11 protein-coding genes are annotated in these 15536 nt (G+C 64.7%); 10 read left to right on the top strand and 1 reads right to left on the bottom strand.

From position 1 onward, the window contains the following. Positions 1-293: 293 nt before the first annotated feature. Positions 294-5501: an NACHT domain-containing protein gene (locus AC07NV_RS12310; protein ID WP_495166635.1), complete on the bottom strand. Its 5208-nt coding sequence runs from the start codon at positions 5499-5501 to the stop codon at positions 294-296. 119 nt (positions 5502-5620) lie between these two features. Between AC07NV_RS12310 and AC07NV_RS12305 the strand changes: the two genes are divergently transcribed. The 10 genes from AC07NV_RS12305 to trbL all read left to right on the top strand — a co-directional run bounded on the left by AC07NV_RS12305 (position 5621) and on the right by trbL (position 15536). Continuing rightward, a complete protein-coding gene (locus AC07NV_RS12305; RefSeq protein ID WP_495166634.1) occupies positions 5621-6286 on the top strand; it encodes a hypothetical protein in 666 nt (221 codons plus the stop codon). Then, on the top strand, positions 6262-6429 hold the full coding sequence (locus AC07NV_RS12300) for a hypothetical protein (protein WP_495166633.1): 168 nt from the start codon (positions 6262-6264) through the stop codon (positions 6427-6429). Before AC07NV_RS12305 ends, AC07NV_RS12300 begins: the two co-directional genes overlap by 25 nt. A 436-nt stretch (positions 6430-6865) precedes the next feature. After that, positions 6866-8896, top strand: coding sequence for a conjugal transfer protein TraG (locus tag AC07NV_RS12295; protein WP_495166632.1), 2031 nt, complete (start codon positions 6866-6868; stop codon positions 8894-8896). Between the two features lie 2 nt (positions 8897-8898). Beyond that, on the top strand, positions 8899-9303 hold the full coding sequence (locus AC07NV_RS12290) for a CopG family transcriptional regulator (protein WP_495166631.1): 405 nt from the start codon (positions 8899-8901) through the stop codon (positions 9301-9303). A gap of 32 nt (positions 9304-9335) precedes the next feature. Then, positions 9336-10307, top strand: a complete 972-nt coding sequence (gene trbB / locus AC07NV_RS12285; RefSeq protein ID WP_495166715.1) for a P-type conjugative transfer ATPase TrbB — start codon at positions 9336-9338, stop codon at positions 10305-10307. A 3-nt stretch (positions 10308-10310) separates the two neighbouring features. Further along, complete coding sequence (locus tag AC07NV_RS12280; RefSeq protein WP_495166630.1) at positions 10311-10646, top strand: TrbC/VirB2 family type IV secretion system protein; 336 nt, start codon at positions 10311-10313, stop codon at positions 10644-10646. Then, positions 10643-10927, top strand: coding sequence for a VirB3 family type IV secretion system protein (locus AC07NV_RS12275; RefSeq protein ID WP_495166629.1), 285 nt, complete (start codon positions 10643-10645; stop codon positions 10925-10927). The genes AC07NV_RS12280 and AC07NV_RS12275 overlap by 4 nt, the downstream gene beginning before the upstream one ends. Then, positions 10921-13398, top strand: coding sequence for a conjugal transfer protein TrbE (trbE, locus tag AC07NV_RS12270; protein ID WP_495166628.1), 2478 nt, complete (start codon positions 10921-10923; stop codon positions 13396-13398). The genes AC07NV_RS12275 and trbE overlap by 7 nt, the downstream gene beginning before the upstream one ends. Then, the gene (gene trbJ, locus AC07NV_RS12265; protein WP_495166627.1) at positions 13395-14114 is read left to right on the top strand and encodes a P-type conjugative transfer protein TrbJ; all 720 of its coding nucleotides are present in this window, start codon (positions 13395-13397) and stop codon (positions 14112-14114) included. Before trbE ends, trbJ begins: the two co-directional genes overlap by 4 nt. Before the next feature lie 132 nt (positions 14115-14246). Continuing rightward, the gene (gene trbL / locus AC07NV_RS12260) at positions 14247-15536 is read left to right on the top strand and encodes a P-type conjugative transfer protein TrbL (RefSeq protein WP_495166714.1); all 1290 of its coding nucleotides are present in this window, start codon (positions 14247-14249) and stop codon (positions 15534-15536) included.

Genomic DNA, 15536 nt, shown 5'->3' with positions numbered 1-15536 from the left:
CCGCTCGCGCCGCTGCATTTCAGGGACGTCGCGCTTCTCGATATCGGCGGTGCAATCGCGCGACCATATCTGCACGCGAGGCGCCCGCCACGATAGCCCCCCGTGCGCAGCACTGGCAGAAGGTCCATAAGGCCGACAAGATTGTCGGGGAGCGAGCCCGCGACCCGGGAGCGGATTGGCAGGTTTGGGGGGCGATTTCGAGATAGTCGCGATTTGTTCAATTAGCCCGAAGGCCTCAGCGCCTATGTCGCACTCTAGCTGAAAGGCCGGGGATTACCGTAGAGGCGATCACATTAACGGGCATTCTCCCGAGTTTCGATTTGCACCTCAATCTCATGAGCCTCAGCTACACCGAGGCTAACTAACCGACTGAGCAGGACGTCGATCCGGCCACGTAACGGGTGCTCACGGTCAAAGAGGGACCGGTCCTTTATCGCCGCGATGTCAAACCATTTCGCGACCTTTCGGCCGATACCCAGATCATGCCACATCGACGGGTCACTTGCCGTGGCATCGAGCCAGCTCTCAACCGCGAACAGCAAGAAATCGAGGTGCCGCGCCGTCGGCGCCACGGACAGACTGTTCATCGTGCACAACGCGACGAAGGCAGTCGGGCCGCCCGGCATCATCGGTCGCAGCGTCTCGAGCAGCGGATCGACCCGCTCAAACACCCCGGTGACCAGATAGCTCTCCGTATTCCCGAACCCGTTGTAGATGTTCATCAGCAGCTTTGCGATCGGCGGCCCAGTCTCAAGATCGATCCGGTTCTCACCCCGCCGCCGGTCCGCGGACCATCGGTCGAGTGCCATCGTTCGCGTGACCAGCTGGCGCCGCAAATCGCAGGCGCGCTCGGCCGTGCGGCTGCCCTCGTTGAAATAGCGGACGTCGGCCGCGTGGATGACTGTATCGACTACATCGCAGAAGGACCGGTCTGGCAGCTCGACAATCGGCCTCAACAATGCCTCGTATCGGTCCGACGCCGCGTCCATCACGGCTGAGGCGACCAGAATATAGAATTGGTGGTTCCATTCGTTCGGCGTCCGGTCGAGCTCAGCTTCCGCCGAATAGCCATGACCGTTCAACCGCGCCGACCAGGTGGCATAGGCGTCGACAATCTCGCCATACCACTCGGGCGGTGCGCTCGTGTCGATGTTGAGCAGTCCCAGCCAGTGCGCCAACCCTTGGGGATTCACATGAACGGATGCTTCGTCGGAGCGGCGCTGAAACGGCTCCTCGTCGCGCTCGAACTCGACGCGCTTTCCATCGGGCGACAGGATCGCGCGTGGCCGCCTCGAAAAGGACGGCATTTCGTCGATGAGCGTTGGCCAGGCCGGCTCCGTTCCGCCATCGAGCCAGTCAATTTCGGCCGCGACCGCCTCCGCATCCTGCCGCACCTTCTCGGCAGCATAGGCCTCCTGCGCCTCTGGAGCCTCATCATGGGGCGCCCAACGCCAACGAGAGCTGGCGAACGCGATGCGGATCGCGGCCTTGAGCAAGCGCCGATCGGTCGTGCCGATGCTCGCAAGCGCCGCGGCAAAGGCGGGAACCGCCGCTCGATCCTTCCGCGTTGTCGACCGGAGGAGCTGATCGCGATCGGCAGCCCGCCCCCGGCGGCGCCAGAGATGAATCAGTGCGCAAAGACCCTGTGCTGGACGGTTGAACCCCAGCCTGTCACTCGAACCGTAAGGATCGACCTCTTCCTCTAGCGCTCGGCCGATGACGGTGCGGACCCAGCTTTCATGCATCTTGAGCAGGGCGTCGTCGCCATCGCGCGTGACCAGCATGGCTGTGGCGATCAACCGTGTGGACCGCGCCTTCAGATGATCGGTGTCGCTATCGTCAGGCAAGTCGCCGGCGGCATATTCGGCCGCGTCACGTGCTAGTTCAGGCGAACCCTTGCCTGCATCATTGGTCGCGAGCTGGATCCGCGCCTCGATCTCGGTGGAGTGTAGGTGGGCTTGCCGGCGCGTCTCAAGACGCTCCAAATGCTTGGCTTCCAAAGGCGGGGACCGGTAGCCGCGGCCACCTTGGCCCTCGACCCAGTTCGCTTGGTCAAGCATGTTCAGCGCATAGCATCCCATGAAAGCGGGGTCGCCGAAGCTGGCGCCGTCCTCATACGGCCCGATGTCCTCGACGGCCTTGTTTAGTAAGGTGCGAAGGCTGCGCCCCGTCTCATCGTCGGCGAGATAGCGGGGTATCGCATTCTCGAGCGTAACACCGCGCGAGGGTCGCTTGGCGAGATCGGCAAGCCGCACGCGGCCGGTCGGCTCCTTCTGACCCATGAGCAGGCCGCCGACCAGCGTCTCGACCGAAGCCCGCTGGCGATCGGCTGCGAGGAGATGTGGATTGGCCATGAACGGAACGAGCGCTTCGCGTGTTTTCGGCCAGTGCGACAAGAGCACGTCGATTGCGATCACGAGATAGGCGGCGCAGCTACCCTCCGGCCCGAGGATGTCCTTGAGAACCGCATCGACTTCATCGCCCCGGTCGAAACGCTCGTGCGACCAAGCCTCGAGTGCCATCAGCGCCGACCCAACCGCGGATTCGGGCGCCTGCATCTGACGGGACCAGAAATAGGTCCGTACCCACGGGAAGAACCGCAGACTCCCGTTGACAAGGATAATGTAGCCGTCGGTGTCGTCTGTCCGGCCCTCCGTGCGGAACGTCAAAGCTGCATCGACGAGCTTGCGGATGAGGCCGAGCCCAACCTCCGCGTCAGCGGTGAGAAGGTCGAGAAAGGGCGGCTGCGCCGGCGAAGCGGGCATATAGTCGCTATCCGCAAAGCCAAAGGCGCGGCTCATGGCATCGCGCCGCGAGCGCGCGCGCGACGTCTTCTCGATCAGCTGCGCCTCGATGAGGGCCGCAATCTCGACCGGCGCAATCCCTGCCAAGGTCGTGCTGAACGGACGGATCGCCTTGGTTTTGTAAGGGTCGTTATCCAGTGTGGCGGCGGTCAGATAGGCCTTTGCCGCCTCCGGTGCATGGGCTGCTACGAGGAGCGCCATGGTTCGAAGATCCTCGACCATCGTCCGACGCGCTTCGCCGTCGAGCCGCGGCGCATCCCCAGCGGTCGGAATCGTGATCGCGCTCTCGCGCAGATCGAGCTGCATGAGCCATCCAAACAGCATCCGCGCGGTCGCCTGACCGAGCTCGCGATAGCCCATCATCGTAAAGAACTGGATTTCGACCAGCTTCACGATCGCGCCGATCGCCTGGATCGGGATATGGGCGGCATTCGCGGTGCACCAAGCCAGAACCGTAGGGGCAGATATGGTCGTGGCGATGCGCATCGATCCTGGCGGCGCCAAGGGAAGTTCGGCGCCCTTTGCCGTAGCGCGGGCGAAAGCCGTCGCGGCGGAAATGGTCTCGGTTGCCGCGATCACCGTGCAGATCTCGACCAGCAGCGCGCCGCCCCTGCCAAGCAACTCGACACGGCAACGGTTCAGGAGTTCGGGCGACAGCTCCGATCGCAAGATGGCCACGAGGGCTTGGCGGCGCCACGCATCATGCGCGTCTGGTGGAGACAGCGCGCCGAGAAGCGCTTGCCAATTGGCTCCATCCGCGCCCTTCTCAAGCGCGAACCGACCCGCAAATTCGATGCCGCGGGCCACGCGCGGCGAAGGGGGCACAGTGAGGTCGATGCCGTTCAGCAGCGACCGGTTTTCGTGAAGTCGCGCGCCGATTGCCCAGTCGCGCAGCACGTCATGGTAGAAGGCGAGTTGGTCGCGCCGGGGTTCAGAGAGCGTCAGGCTCCGCAGCAAATGCGCGCGCGCGGGCGTATAGCTCCTGTCCTCGATGAGGTTTTGGCCGGTGAGAGCTGCGTCACCGAGATCGGCGAGGAGTTGCTGCGCGGGGCGGGTCTCGTCGGGCTTCGCACCGTCCGCGCGGTTCCACCAATGATCGGCGAGCGCGGCTTCCGTTCGGATGTCGACCGCGCTCGGCACCTTGAGCAATTGGGTCAGCCGATAGAGATTGCGGGCGATGCTCGCAGCCGGGTGCCCGGGCGCGAGCAGTACGCGCAGTTCAGGCGCCACTTCGCTCAGCGCTGCGACCTCGTCATCGTCGAGCTCTCCCACTACCACCAGGTGCGGTTTGCCGAGCTTCGCCAACGCGTCTGACGCAAGCCAGTCGCTCTCGTTTGATGCCTCGTCTAGTCGCCGCGACACCACCACGGAAAAGTCCCGCATATCCGCGATCTCGTACAGCAGATCGTTGACCGTGCGACGCCGCTCAGCCGAGGTGAACATCTCGACGCCGTCGATGAACAGAATGCCGCCGCCGCTGGCGGCAAGGTCGCCGAGGAAATCCTTGGCTGTTCCCAGAACGTCAAGGCGCTGCGCAAGCGCCGACCAACCACCATCGGGCGTGCCGATCGGATCGAGGACGATCACATGACCCTCACGCCCCTGGCGTTCGGCAAGATGACGCAAGACGCCAGACTTGCCGACGCCCGGCTTTCCCGAGATTTCGATCAAACGGTGCGCATCGCGTGCCTTCTCGACAGCCTCAAGCGCGCCGAGGCGCGGCAGATTGACGCCGCTCACCAAGGTGCCGATCTCCTTCAACGCGTGTCTGGACATCTCCTTGAGTTTTGCCCGGGCCAGCGCGAAGTTCCGGTCGCCCGCGAGGCGGAAGCCGCGCAACTTCAGCGTATCGACGAGCGCCTCGCGCGTGATCGCGCCGCCCGCCTTACCGGTCTCGATGACGAGCTCGATAAGGCTCGTCCACAGCGCCTCGACGCGGTTCACATCCTCTGGTGCGAGGACCTGGCCGGCCAATGTCATCGCGTGCGCCTTCGCCTGCGGCGCCCCGGATTCGAAATCGAACTCAAGGATCAGGAACCGCCGGATGATGGTCCATGTTACCTCGTCATCGTCGGTCACGCCATTGACGACGAGGTGCGTGCGGAACGCCTCCGCGAAAGCGCGCATTGCCGGACTGGCGACGCCCTTGCGTTCCAGCCGTGCGAAGAATTGCGCCCCGCTCTCCGCCTTGCGCGCCCATTCCAGCACATCCTGATAGGGCCCGGAAATCGCATAACTCGTCCGCTGGACCGCCGCCGCCATAAGATGTCGGTCGGTCGGATTTTGCGCTGGATTACTTCGCCCGATCTGCTCGCAGATGCTGACGAATACGGGATCCTTGGGAGCGAAGGTCGCGGTGCGCTTCGACTGAATCTCGAGGATCGCGCTTCCCTTGTCTGACACGCCATGGATGATCAGGTCATCGAGTGCATAGCCGTCGGCCTCACCCTGAAACTGCACCCGCTCGATCCGGGCACCGGGCAGTCCGCGCGCATCGCTACCAGCGAGCATCTGCAGCAGATAATAGGCGCCGAGTTCGCCCTCAATGTAGGTGCCCGCGCCTCCGCGCCCGACAGGGCTGGAGCCGCTCGGCTTCTTTTCCTTCGACTGTTGTTCCGGCTCTTGGTCCATCGCCTGCGATCGTCTCCGTAGCTGCCTTGCCGCCAAGTCTCTCGGATAGCCCGATCGCGGATGCAACTCGACTGGTTTTCGCCGCCGATTTGCGTATTCCCGCCAAGACGAGACGGAGACGGGGGCGACAAGGCGTGGCGGGTATTCGCGAATGGCTCGACCGGGGCGACAAATCTTCGGCCAGGATGGTTGAGCTTCTCCCGATCCTTATCCGGCAAGCAACAATAGGCAAGCCACTGACCTATGGAGGTGTCGCCCGAGAACTTGGCGTTCACCACCGCGCCGTCCACCATATTGCCGGCTATATCGGCTTCACGCTGCGCGCGGTGGGAGCGCGGCGCGGTTGGACCCGCCGCCGTCCGCCGCCGATCCATGCGCTGATCGTGAACGACATCACGCAGCTGCCCGGACATGGCATCGATGGCTTCCTCTCCAAGCCTTATCAGGAGGCTGGGTCGAACCAGGAGAAGCGCGCCCTGCTCGCGGCGGTCTATTATGATGCCCAGCATTATGCGCATTGGCCCGAACTCTGCTCGCTCCTCGACGTTCCTCTCGATGAAGGCGCGCTAGCCGGCGCCGTCGAGAAGGCCCGGCGCGCCAAGGGTCGGGGCGGAGAAGGGCCGCATCATTTGGCGCTCAAGACTTATGTCAGCCAAAATCCGCAAGTTGTCGGGCTCGCCTTTGGCAGCCCCGCCGGCGAGGTCGAAAAACGGACCGCCGCGGGCGACTGTGTCGACATTCTGTTCGAACGGCGCGGCCTGCGCCTCGCGGTCGAGATCAAGCCGTCCCGCGCCAGCGACGGCGACATGCTGCGCGGCGTCTTCCAGTGCCTCAAGTATCGCGCCGTCTGACCGCCGAAGCCGCGCTCGACGGCGAGCGCATAGCGACACGCGTGCTGCTCGTCCTGGGCGGTGCCGCGACCGGCGAAGTCATTTCGGTCGCGAATCGGCTCGGCATCCCGATCCTCGAGAATGTAGCGATACCGAAGGGCTGAGCATTCATCAGACTTCACTGTCATGGACCGCGATCGCGATATCGACTTCCACGGTCGACCGTTGGAGAAGGCGGCGCGGCACGGGCCGGCACGGCCTTCGCCCTTGACGAGGCCGTGATAAAGGTCACTCGTCCGCAACGCGAGCGCATATAGGTCAGCCAATCTGCGAGCGACGATGCCTGTCCGCTTGCGGGACGGTACCGTTGGGTCGCTGAACGACCGACATGAGGCGCGAATCCGACCTTCAACCTATACGGTGAACTCCGCCAAATCAGGAAATGAGTAGCAACAAACGAGGGGTGATTGGGCTCAGTGCTGAATTCAGCGCGGTGTGGCGCGTAATGGCGCGCCAAGGCCGCAATTTTCCTCGAGCCCCTATTCGCTGATCCTTCGGGCATGAACCGGGGCGGCTGTCCGCCTGCCGGCGGAGCCCATCATGACCCCGACCAAACTTCTCATAGGCCAGATCCTCGTCGTGTTCGCGATCGTCGTCGCGGGCATCTGGGCGGCCACGCAATGGGCGGCCGTGATGCTTGCCTATCAGCCGGAGCTCGGGCCGGCATGGTTCATCCTGTTCGATGTGCCCGTCTACCGGCCCTGGCAGATATTCGCCTGGTGGTATCATTTCGACGCCTATGCCCCGGAAGTCTTCGACAAGGCCGGAACACTGGCCGGCGCCAGCGGCTTTCTGGGATGCGCTGCCGCCATCTTCGGATCGCTATGGCGCGCCCGCCAGCAGCGGCACATCACGACCTACGGCTCGGCGCGCTGGGCAACGGCCCGCGAAATCGACCGTGCCGGACTGACGGGCAACGCGGGCGTCTTCCTTGGACGTCATCACAGCCATTACCTGCGCCACGATGGCCCGGAACATGTGATGGCCTTTGCTCCGACCCGGTCGGGCAAGGGCGTTGGGCTCGTCGTTCCCACCCTGCTGAGCTGGACCGGCTCGGCGGTCATCCACGACATCAAGGGCGAGAATTGGGAACTGACCGCTGGCTGGCGGTCGCGGTTCAGTCATGCGCTGCTGTTCAATCCGACCGACGTTCGATCGGCACATTATAATCCGCTGATCGAAGTCCGCCGCGGCGAGCATGAAGTCCGCGACGTCCAGAATATCGCCGATATCCTGGTCGATCCCGAAGGCGCGCTCGAGCGTCGCAACCACTGGGAAAAAACCAGCCATTCGCTGCTTGTGGGCGCCATCCTGCACGTCCTTTATGCGGAAGAGGAAAAGACGCTCGCCCGCGTTGCCACTTTCCTGTCCGACCCGCAGCGTCCGTTCGTCGCGACGCTCAAACGGATGATGTCGACCAATCATATCGGCACAAAGGATACGCCGCAGGTCCATCCCGTCGTTGCATCTGCCGCACGCGAGGTGCTGAACAAATCGGACAATGAACGCAGCGGCGTCCTGTCGACCGCGATGTCGTTTCTTGGCCTCTATCGCGATCCTACGGTCGCCGAGGTCACGTCGCGCTGCGACTGGCGCATCGCCGACCTCGTCGAGGCCGGGCGCCCCGTATCGCTCTATCTCGTGGTTCCCCCGTCGGACATCAGCCGCACCAAGCCGCTGATCCGGCTCATTCTCAACCAAATCGGACGCCGCCTCACCGAGCAGCTCGACGCCACGGGGCAGGGCAGGGGCAAGCACCAGCTCCTGATGATGCTCGACGAGTTTCCGGCACTCGGGCGGCTTGACTTCTTCGAGACGGCGCTCGCTTTCATGGCCGGATACGGCATTCGCGCATTTCTGATCGCGCAGAGCCTCAACCAGATCGAACGCGCCTATGGCGAGCACAATTCGATCCTCGACAATTGCCATGTCCGCGTCGCGTTCGCGACCAACGACGAACGAACCGCGCGCCGCATCTCCGATGCGCTCGGCACCGCGACCGAGCAACGCGCGATGCGCAACTATGCCGGTCACCGGCTCGCGCCCTGGCTCGCACATGTCATGGTCAGTCGGCAGGAGACCGCACGCGCGCTGCTGACGCCGGGCGAGGTGATGCAACTCCCCGCGTCCGATGAACTGGTGCTGGTTTCCGGACTCGCGCCGATCCGGGCCAAGAAGCTGCGCTATTATGAAGATCGCAATTTTAGCGATCGCCTGGCGTCACCGCCGGTGCTTGCCGACGGTCGCTACGCCGATCGACCGCAGGCCCGCTCCAACGAATGGGGCAGCTTCATCCGCAAACAGGATGCCCGGCTCGTACGCGCGGTCGAAGCCGTGGATGTCGAGGCGGAGGAAGGCGGCCTCGAACGGCAGCGTCATCCCGGGTTCGGGGAAGACGCCGCGACGAAGCCTGAACAGCCCAGGCAGGCCGAGCAGCTGGCTCCGGATCAGGACGATGGCGATACCGCCGCCGACCAGCGCGCCATGGACCGTGCCCGCGGGTTGACGCCTGCCGCGCGCGCCTACGGCATCGACCAGGGCAACAGCCCGCAACTGCCGCTGGGGCTCTGACCATGAAGTTCCGACAGAATCTCTATATCGACCGGCAATTGAGCGACGCGCTCGATGCACTGGCGGCCAAACCCGGTGCGACCAAGAGCGGGATCGTCAGCGATGCGCTCGCCGCCTACCTTGCGCGGCGCGGGTCGAAGGAGATCGACGATCTTCTGAAGGTGCGGCTCGACCGTATGTCGCGCGACATCGGCCGCATCGCACGCGATATCGATGTGCTCCTTGAGAGCCTGTCGCTGTTCATCCGCTACCAGCTGACCGTAACCGCGCCGCTGCCCGAAGCCGATCATGCGGCGCGCGCGGTCGGGCGCGAGCGCTTCGAAGCCTTTGTCGCTCAGGTGGGGCGCCAGATCGCTGGCGGAAAGCGCTCGATCGGTGCCTCCGATGAGCAGGAAGCACGGTCGTGAGCGAACGCATTTCGGCCGAACGTAGCCGCGCGATGCTCCGGAGCGCAATGGGACCAGCCATCGCCGCTGCGCTCGCCGATCCGGTGGTCATCGAGATCATGGTCAATCCCGACGGCGTGCTCCGCCTCGACCGGCTCGGCGAAGGCCGCTGCGATACCGGCACGCGATATGAGCCGACGCAGATCGAGCGGATCATCCGTCTCGTCGCCAGCCATGCGCGCACCGAGGTCCATGCCGCAGCGCCGATCGTTTCGGCCGAGTTGCCGCCACATGGCGAAGGGGCAGGGGAGCGGTTCGAAGGCGTGCTGCCGCCGGTGAGCCTCGCGCCCTGCTTCTCGATCCGCAAGCCCGCCGCGAAGATCTACACCCTTCTCGACTATGTGAAGGACGGCATCATGCCGGCCGAGACCGCGCGGCTGGTCAGCCTCGCCGTCGTCGAGCGGAAGAATATTCTCGTCGCCGGCGGGACCAGCTCGGGCAAGACCACGCTCGCCAACGCGCTACTCGCCGAGATGGCGCATCTCGATGAGCGGGTGATCCTGATCGAGGATACCCGCGAGCTCCAATGCGCGGCCCCCGACGTCGTCGCGCTGCGGACACGGTCTTCCGGCGCGTCGATGACCGGCGGCGTCACCATGGCCGATCTGGTCCGCTCGACGCTCCGCCTCCGGCCGGACCGCATCATCGTCGGCGAGGTGCGGGGCAAGGAAGCCCTCGACATGCTCAAGGCATGGAACACTGGCCATCCCGGCGGGATCGCGACCGTCCATGCCAACAGCGCGACCTCCGCGCTCTATCGTATCGAGCAGCTGATCCAGGAAGCGGTGGTCACCGTGCCCCGGCGCCTGATCGCCGAGGCGATCGATATCATCGTCTTCATTTCCGGGCGCGGCCTGGCCCGCCGCGTCGAGCGTGTGGTGCGCGTCGCCGGCGTCGATCCGCAAGGCGACTACGCCGTTATCGATCTCACGCCCGACCCAACCGGCACTTTCCAAGGAGACTGAATTATGCGTGCCATTCGCTTGCCCGACGATCGCAAACCCTTGCTTGTCCTCGCCGTCACCGGGTTCGGCATGGCCATCGTCGCCACCGCGCAGGCAGCGGGCTCGGGCATGCCGTGGGAAGAGCCACTCCAGCAAGTGCTGGAATCGGTGCAGGGCCCGGTCGCCAAGATCGTCGCGGTGATCATTATCATCACGACCGGCCTGACGCTTGCGTTCGGCGAGACGGCTGGGGGCTTTCGCCGCCTGATCCAGATCGTCTTCGGTCTGTCGATCGCCTTCGCCGCGTCGAGCTTCTTTCTCAGCTTCTTCAGCTTCGGCGGCGGGGCGCTGATCGCATGACCGGCTCAAATTCCTACAGCGCCAGCCATATCGAGGGGTTCGAAGCCCCGCTGCACCGCTCGCTTGCCGAGCCGATCCTGCTCGGTGGAGCCCCACGCGCGATCGCGATCGTCAACGGGACGGTCGCCGCGGCGCTGGGGCTGGGTTTGCAACAATGGATCGCCGGCATCGCGATGTGGTCGGTCGGTCACACGGTCGCGGTGATGGCGGCGAAGCGCGACCCCGACTTCGCACCCGTGCTGGTCCGGCATCTTCGGCAGCGGGGGCATCTCGCATGCTGATGTTGCACGAATATCGTCGCCGCGCCGACCGGCTCGCCGATCATCTGCCCTGGGCGGCGCTGGTCGCGCCTGGCGTCATCCTGAACAAGGATGGCAGTTTCATGCGCGTCCTGCGTTTTCGCGGTCCCGACCTCGAATCCGCGACCGAAGCCGAGCTTCTCTCGGTCTGCGCGCGGGCGAACAATGTGCTGAAGCGCTTCGGCTCGGGCTGGGCGCTGCATATCGAGGCCGAGCGGCGCGAGGCGCTCGGCTATCCGGCCAGCGACTTCCCTGATTCCGCCTCCTGGCTGGTCGATGAGGAACGCCGCGCCGGGTTCGAAAGTGCCGAGGCGCATTTCGAAAGCCTCTATTATCTGACGCTCACCTTCCTCCCGCCGCCCGATCAGGCCGATACCGCGGGGCGGGCGCTGGTCGAGCGCAGCGACGATGCCAAGGGCCGCGACTGGCGGCAGGCGCTTGTCGCTTTCGTCGCCGAGACCGCGCGCGTGCTCGATCTCTTCGCCGGCTTCATGTCCGAGGTCCGCGCGCTCGACGATGGCGAAACACTGACCTTCCTCCACAGGACGATCTCGACGCGCCGACATGACGTCGCCGCGCCCGAAACCCCGCTCTATCTCGATGGTCTGCTCGCCGACACGCCGCTCACCGGCGGACTCGAGCCCATGCTGGGCGACGAACATATCCGTACACTCACCATATTGGGTTTCCCGAACCTCAGCCGACCCGGAATCCTCGATGCGCTCAACCATCAGGATTTTGGCTACCGCTGGGTCACCCGCTTCATCGCGCTCGACAAAACGCAAGCGACCAAGGCGCTGACCAAGCTCCGTCGGCAATGGTTCAACAAAAGGAAGTCGATCACCGCGCTGCTGCGCGAGGTCATGTATAATCAGCCCGCGCAACTGCTCGACAGCGATGCGGACAACAAGATGGTCGATGCCGATCTCGCGCTCCAGGCGCTCGGCGGCGATCATGTCGCCTTCGGCCATCTCACAACGACGATTACGGTCAGCGATACCGATCGCGCCCGCGTCGAAGAGAAGGTCCGGGCCGTCGAGCGGATTATCAACGGCCTTGGCTTCACCTGCATCCGCGAGGGCATGAACGCCGTCGAAGCGTGGCTCGGATCGCTGCCGGGACAGGTCTACGCCAATGTCCGTCAGCCGCTTGTACACACGCTCAATCTCGCACATCTGATGCCGCTGTCATCGGTGTGGGCGGGGCCGGCAGCCAACAAGCATCTCGGTGGACCGCCGTTGCTTTATGCCGAAACCAGCGGTTCGACGCCGTTCCGGCTCTCCACCCATGTCGGCGATGTCGGCCACATGCTGATCGTCGGCCCGACCGGCACGGGCAAGTCGGTATTGCTCGCACTGCTGGCGCTCCAATTCCGCCGCTATCCGGACTCCCAGATCTACATCTTCGACAAGGGCTATTCGGCGCGTGCCGCGGTGCTCGCAATGGGCGGCGCGCATCATGCGCTCGGGCTCGGCGGCGACAGCGGCCATGCCGTTGACGACGAGGGCGGCCGTTCGATTGCTTTCCAGCCGCTTCGCCACATCGACCGCACCGACGAACGCGCCTGGGCTGCCGAATGGATCGCCGCCCTGCTCGCGCACGAGAAGCTGCTCGTCACGCCCGAAGTCAAGGAGGCGCTCTGGTCGGCGCTGACCAGCCTTGCGACCGCGCCGATCGAGGAGAGAACGCTCACCGGCCTGTCGCTGCTGCTCCAATCGGCGACGCTGCGCTCGGCGCTCGCGCCCTACACGCTGGAAGGACCGTTCGGGCGGTTGCTCGATGCGGCCGAAGACGATCTCGCCATCGCGGATATCCAATGCTTCGAGACCGAGGCGCTGATGGGGCAGGCGGGCGTGGTCGCCCCGGTGCTCACCTATCTGTTCCACCGGCTGGAGGAGCGGTTCACCGGCAAGCCGACCCTGCTCATCCTCGATGAGGCTTGGGTATTCCTCGACCATCCGCTGTTCGCCGCACGCATCCGCGAATGGTTGAAAGTGCTGCGTAAGCGCAACGTCGCGGTGGTGTTCGCGACCCAGTCGCTCGCCGACATTGCGGATAGCATGATCGCGCCCGCGATCATCGAAAGCTGCCCGCAGCGCATATTGTTGCCCAACGACCGCGCCATCGAGCCGCCATCGCGCGGGGCCTACGAGCGCTTCGGGCTCAACGACCGTCAGATCGAGCTGGTCAGCCGCGCAACGCCCAAGCGCCACTATTATCTCCAGTCCGCGCGCGGCAACCGGCTTTTCGAGCTGGGGCTCGGGCCGATCGCGCTCGCGCTGTGCGGTGCATCCGATCCCGACAGCCAGAAGCGCATCGATGCGATCCTCGCGGAACGCGAGCCGGAGGGTTTCGCCGCCCGCTTCCTCGGTCAGGCCGATCTCGCATGGGCCGCCCGATTGCTCGCCGATTTCCCAGTCCCCTTGCCCCCCGAAGAAGGAGAAGACGCATGAAGATGATAGCTTTTGCCGTGCTCACCGCATCGCTCGCGCCGATCGCGATTGCGTTCGCGCCGCCGGCGCTCGCAGTGCCCGTGTTCGACAGCGCCAACTATTCGCAGAATCTGCTCACCGCGGCGCGGACCCTTCAGCAGATCAACCAGCAGATTCAGTCGCTCCAGAACGAGGCGCAGATGCTTGCCAATCAGCGCAGGAATCTGTCGAAGATCGATTTTCCCGAACTCGATAGGCTGCAACAGCGCCTTCAGCAGATCGACCGGCTGATGGGGCAGGCGCAGGGTGTCGACTTCAGGATCGACCAACTCGACGAGCAATTCCGCAAGGCGTTCCCGACAAGCTTCGACCAACTTCTTCGCCGAGACCAGCGGCTTGCGACCGCCAAGCAGCGTCTCGATACCGAGATGGCCATGTTCCGCCAGACGATGGGCGTCCAGAGCGAGATCGTCGAGAATGTCCGCAACGATGCTCAAGCGCTCAAATCGATCGTCGACAGGAGCCAGGGCGCCGAAGGAGGCCTGCAAGCGCAGCAGGCTACCAACCAGTTGCTCGCCCTTGCGACCAAGCAGCAGTTCCAGATTCAGCAGCTGATGGCGGCGCAATACCGCAGCCAGTCGCTCGATGCGGCGCGGCGCGGTCAGATCGAGCGCGAGGCGCGTGAATCCACGCGCCGGTTCCTCGGCGACGGCAAGGCGTGGACGCCCCCCCGTTGATCCCAGCGTAACTGCTTGGGGCAGGACGGGCCGCACAGCTCCCCCGCCCACGCCTGTCCCGTCGCGGGGGCTGCCGCGGCAGCCCCTCTCCAGCCGCCGGTCCCCGCGACAAAATTCATGAAGAAGCCCGATATGGACGATCTCAACATAATCGATCAATTCATGGAGGCGTTCATCGCCTACATCGACAGCGGCTTCGGGCTGCTGGGCGGGGACGTCGGCTTTCTGACCACGATCCTGATCGGCATCGACATCACGCTTGCCGGATTGTTTTGGGCACTGGGCGGCGAAGACGACGTTATCGCCAAGTTTCTCAAGAAGATCCTCTACGTCGGCGTATTCGCGCTGATCCTGAACAGCTTCTCGACCTTGTCGGAAATCATCTTCCGCTCGTTCGCCGGGCTTGGCCTGACCGCGGGCGGCGGCGCGATCACCGCGCAGGATCTGCTCATGCCGGGACGGCTCGCCGGCACGGGCTTCGAAGCCGCCGCGCCTTTGCTCGATCAGGCGGCCGAACTGGTCGGCCCGATCGCCTTCTTCGATAATTTCGTACAGATCGCGGTGCTGATGATCGCCTGGGTGATCGTGATCGTCGCTTTCTTCATCCTCGCGATCCAGCTCTTCATTACGATCCTCGAATTCAAGCTCACCAGTCTTGCCGGCTTCGTTCTTGTGCCCTTCGCACTCTGGAACCGCACGAGTTTCCTTGCCGAACGCGTGCTCGGCAACGTGATCAGCTCGGGCATCAAGGTGATGGTACTTGCCGTCATCGTCGGCATCGGCTCGAACTATTTCGCGAACTTCACGAATGCCATCACCGGCGACGAGGTATCGATCGAGCAGGCGGTATCGCTGATGCTGGCGAGCCTCGCGATCTTCGGGCTCGCCATCTTCGGGCCCGGCATCGCATCGGGCCTTGTGGCGGGGGCTCCGCAGCTCGGCGCCGGTTCGGTCGTTGCCACCACGGCGCTCGCTGTCGCAGGAGGGGCCGGCGCCGTTGCGGCGGCCCGCGGTCTCGCAGGTGCTGGCATGGGCGCGATCCGTGCAGGCACGTCAATGGGTAGCGCGGCATCGACCGCCTACAAGCTCGGACAAGAAACCTCCGGATCTTCGACGATCGCTGCCGGCCTCGGCGGCATGGCGACCGCCGCCAAGGGCGCCGCCGCCAATCGCCTGAAATCCGCGTCCGGCCTTGGTGACGCCGCCGAAAAAGGCCGTCAGGCGGCCTGGGCTGCAGGATCTCCGCCAGCGGCGGCGGGGCAGGGCAGTGCCGCTGCCGGCACCGACGGTGCCCCGGCCTGGGCGCGCCAGCTTCATGCAAGCCAGAATGCGCGCCAGCGCCGGCAGATGGCAGTCCACGCCATCCAGTCCGGCGATCGCGGCGGCGCCTCCGCTACCCCTGACATCAAAGAGAAGGATTGA

The organism is Sphingopyxis sp. GW821-FHT10B01 (assembly GCF_059415685.1).
Note: the sequence above shows the minus strand (reverse complement) of the source record. Positions and strands in the feature narration are given on the sequence as shown.

What these genes read in the sequence shown, in the direction of transcription:
- AC07NV_RS12305 (WP_495166634.1), top strand. Translation starts at nt 5,621, where the DNA reads ATGGTTGAGCTTCTCCCGATCCTTATCCGGCAAGCAACAATAGGCAAG.
- AC07NV_RS12295 (WP_495166632.1), top strand. Translation starts at nt 6,866, where the DNA reads ATGACCCCGACCAAACTTCTCATAGGCCAGATCCTCGTCGTGTTCGCG.
- AC07NV_RS12290 (WP_495166631.1), top strand. Translation starts at nt 8,899, where the DNA reads ATGAAGTTCCGACAGAATCTCTATATCGACCGGCAATTGAGCGACGCG.
- trbB (WP_495166715.1), top strand. Translation starts at nt 9,336, where the DNA reads ATGCTCCGGAGCGCAATGGGACCAGCCATCGCCGCTGCGCTCGCCGAT.
- AC07NV_RS12280 (WP_495166630.1), top strand. Translation starts at nt 10,311, where the DNA reads ATGCGTGCCATTCGCTTGCCCGACGATCGCAAACCCTTGCTTGTCCTC.
- AC07NV_RS12275 (WP_495166629.1), top strand. Translation starts at nt 10,643, where the DNA reads ATGACCGGCTCAAATTCCTACAGCGCCAGCCATATCGAGGGGTTCGAA.
- trbE (WP_495166628.1), top strand. Translation starts at nt 10,921, where the DNA reads ATGCTGATGTTGCACGAATATCGTCGCCGCGCCGACCGGCTCGCCGAT.
- trbJ (WP_495166627.1), top strand. Translation starts at nt 13,395, where the DNA reads ATGAAGATGATAGCTTTTGCCGTGCTCACCGCATCGCTCGCGCCGATC.
- trbL (WP_495166714.1), top strand. Translation starts at nt 14,247, where the DNA reads ATGGACGATCTCAACATAATCGATCAATTCATGGAGGCGTTCATCGCC.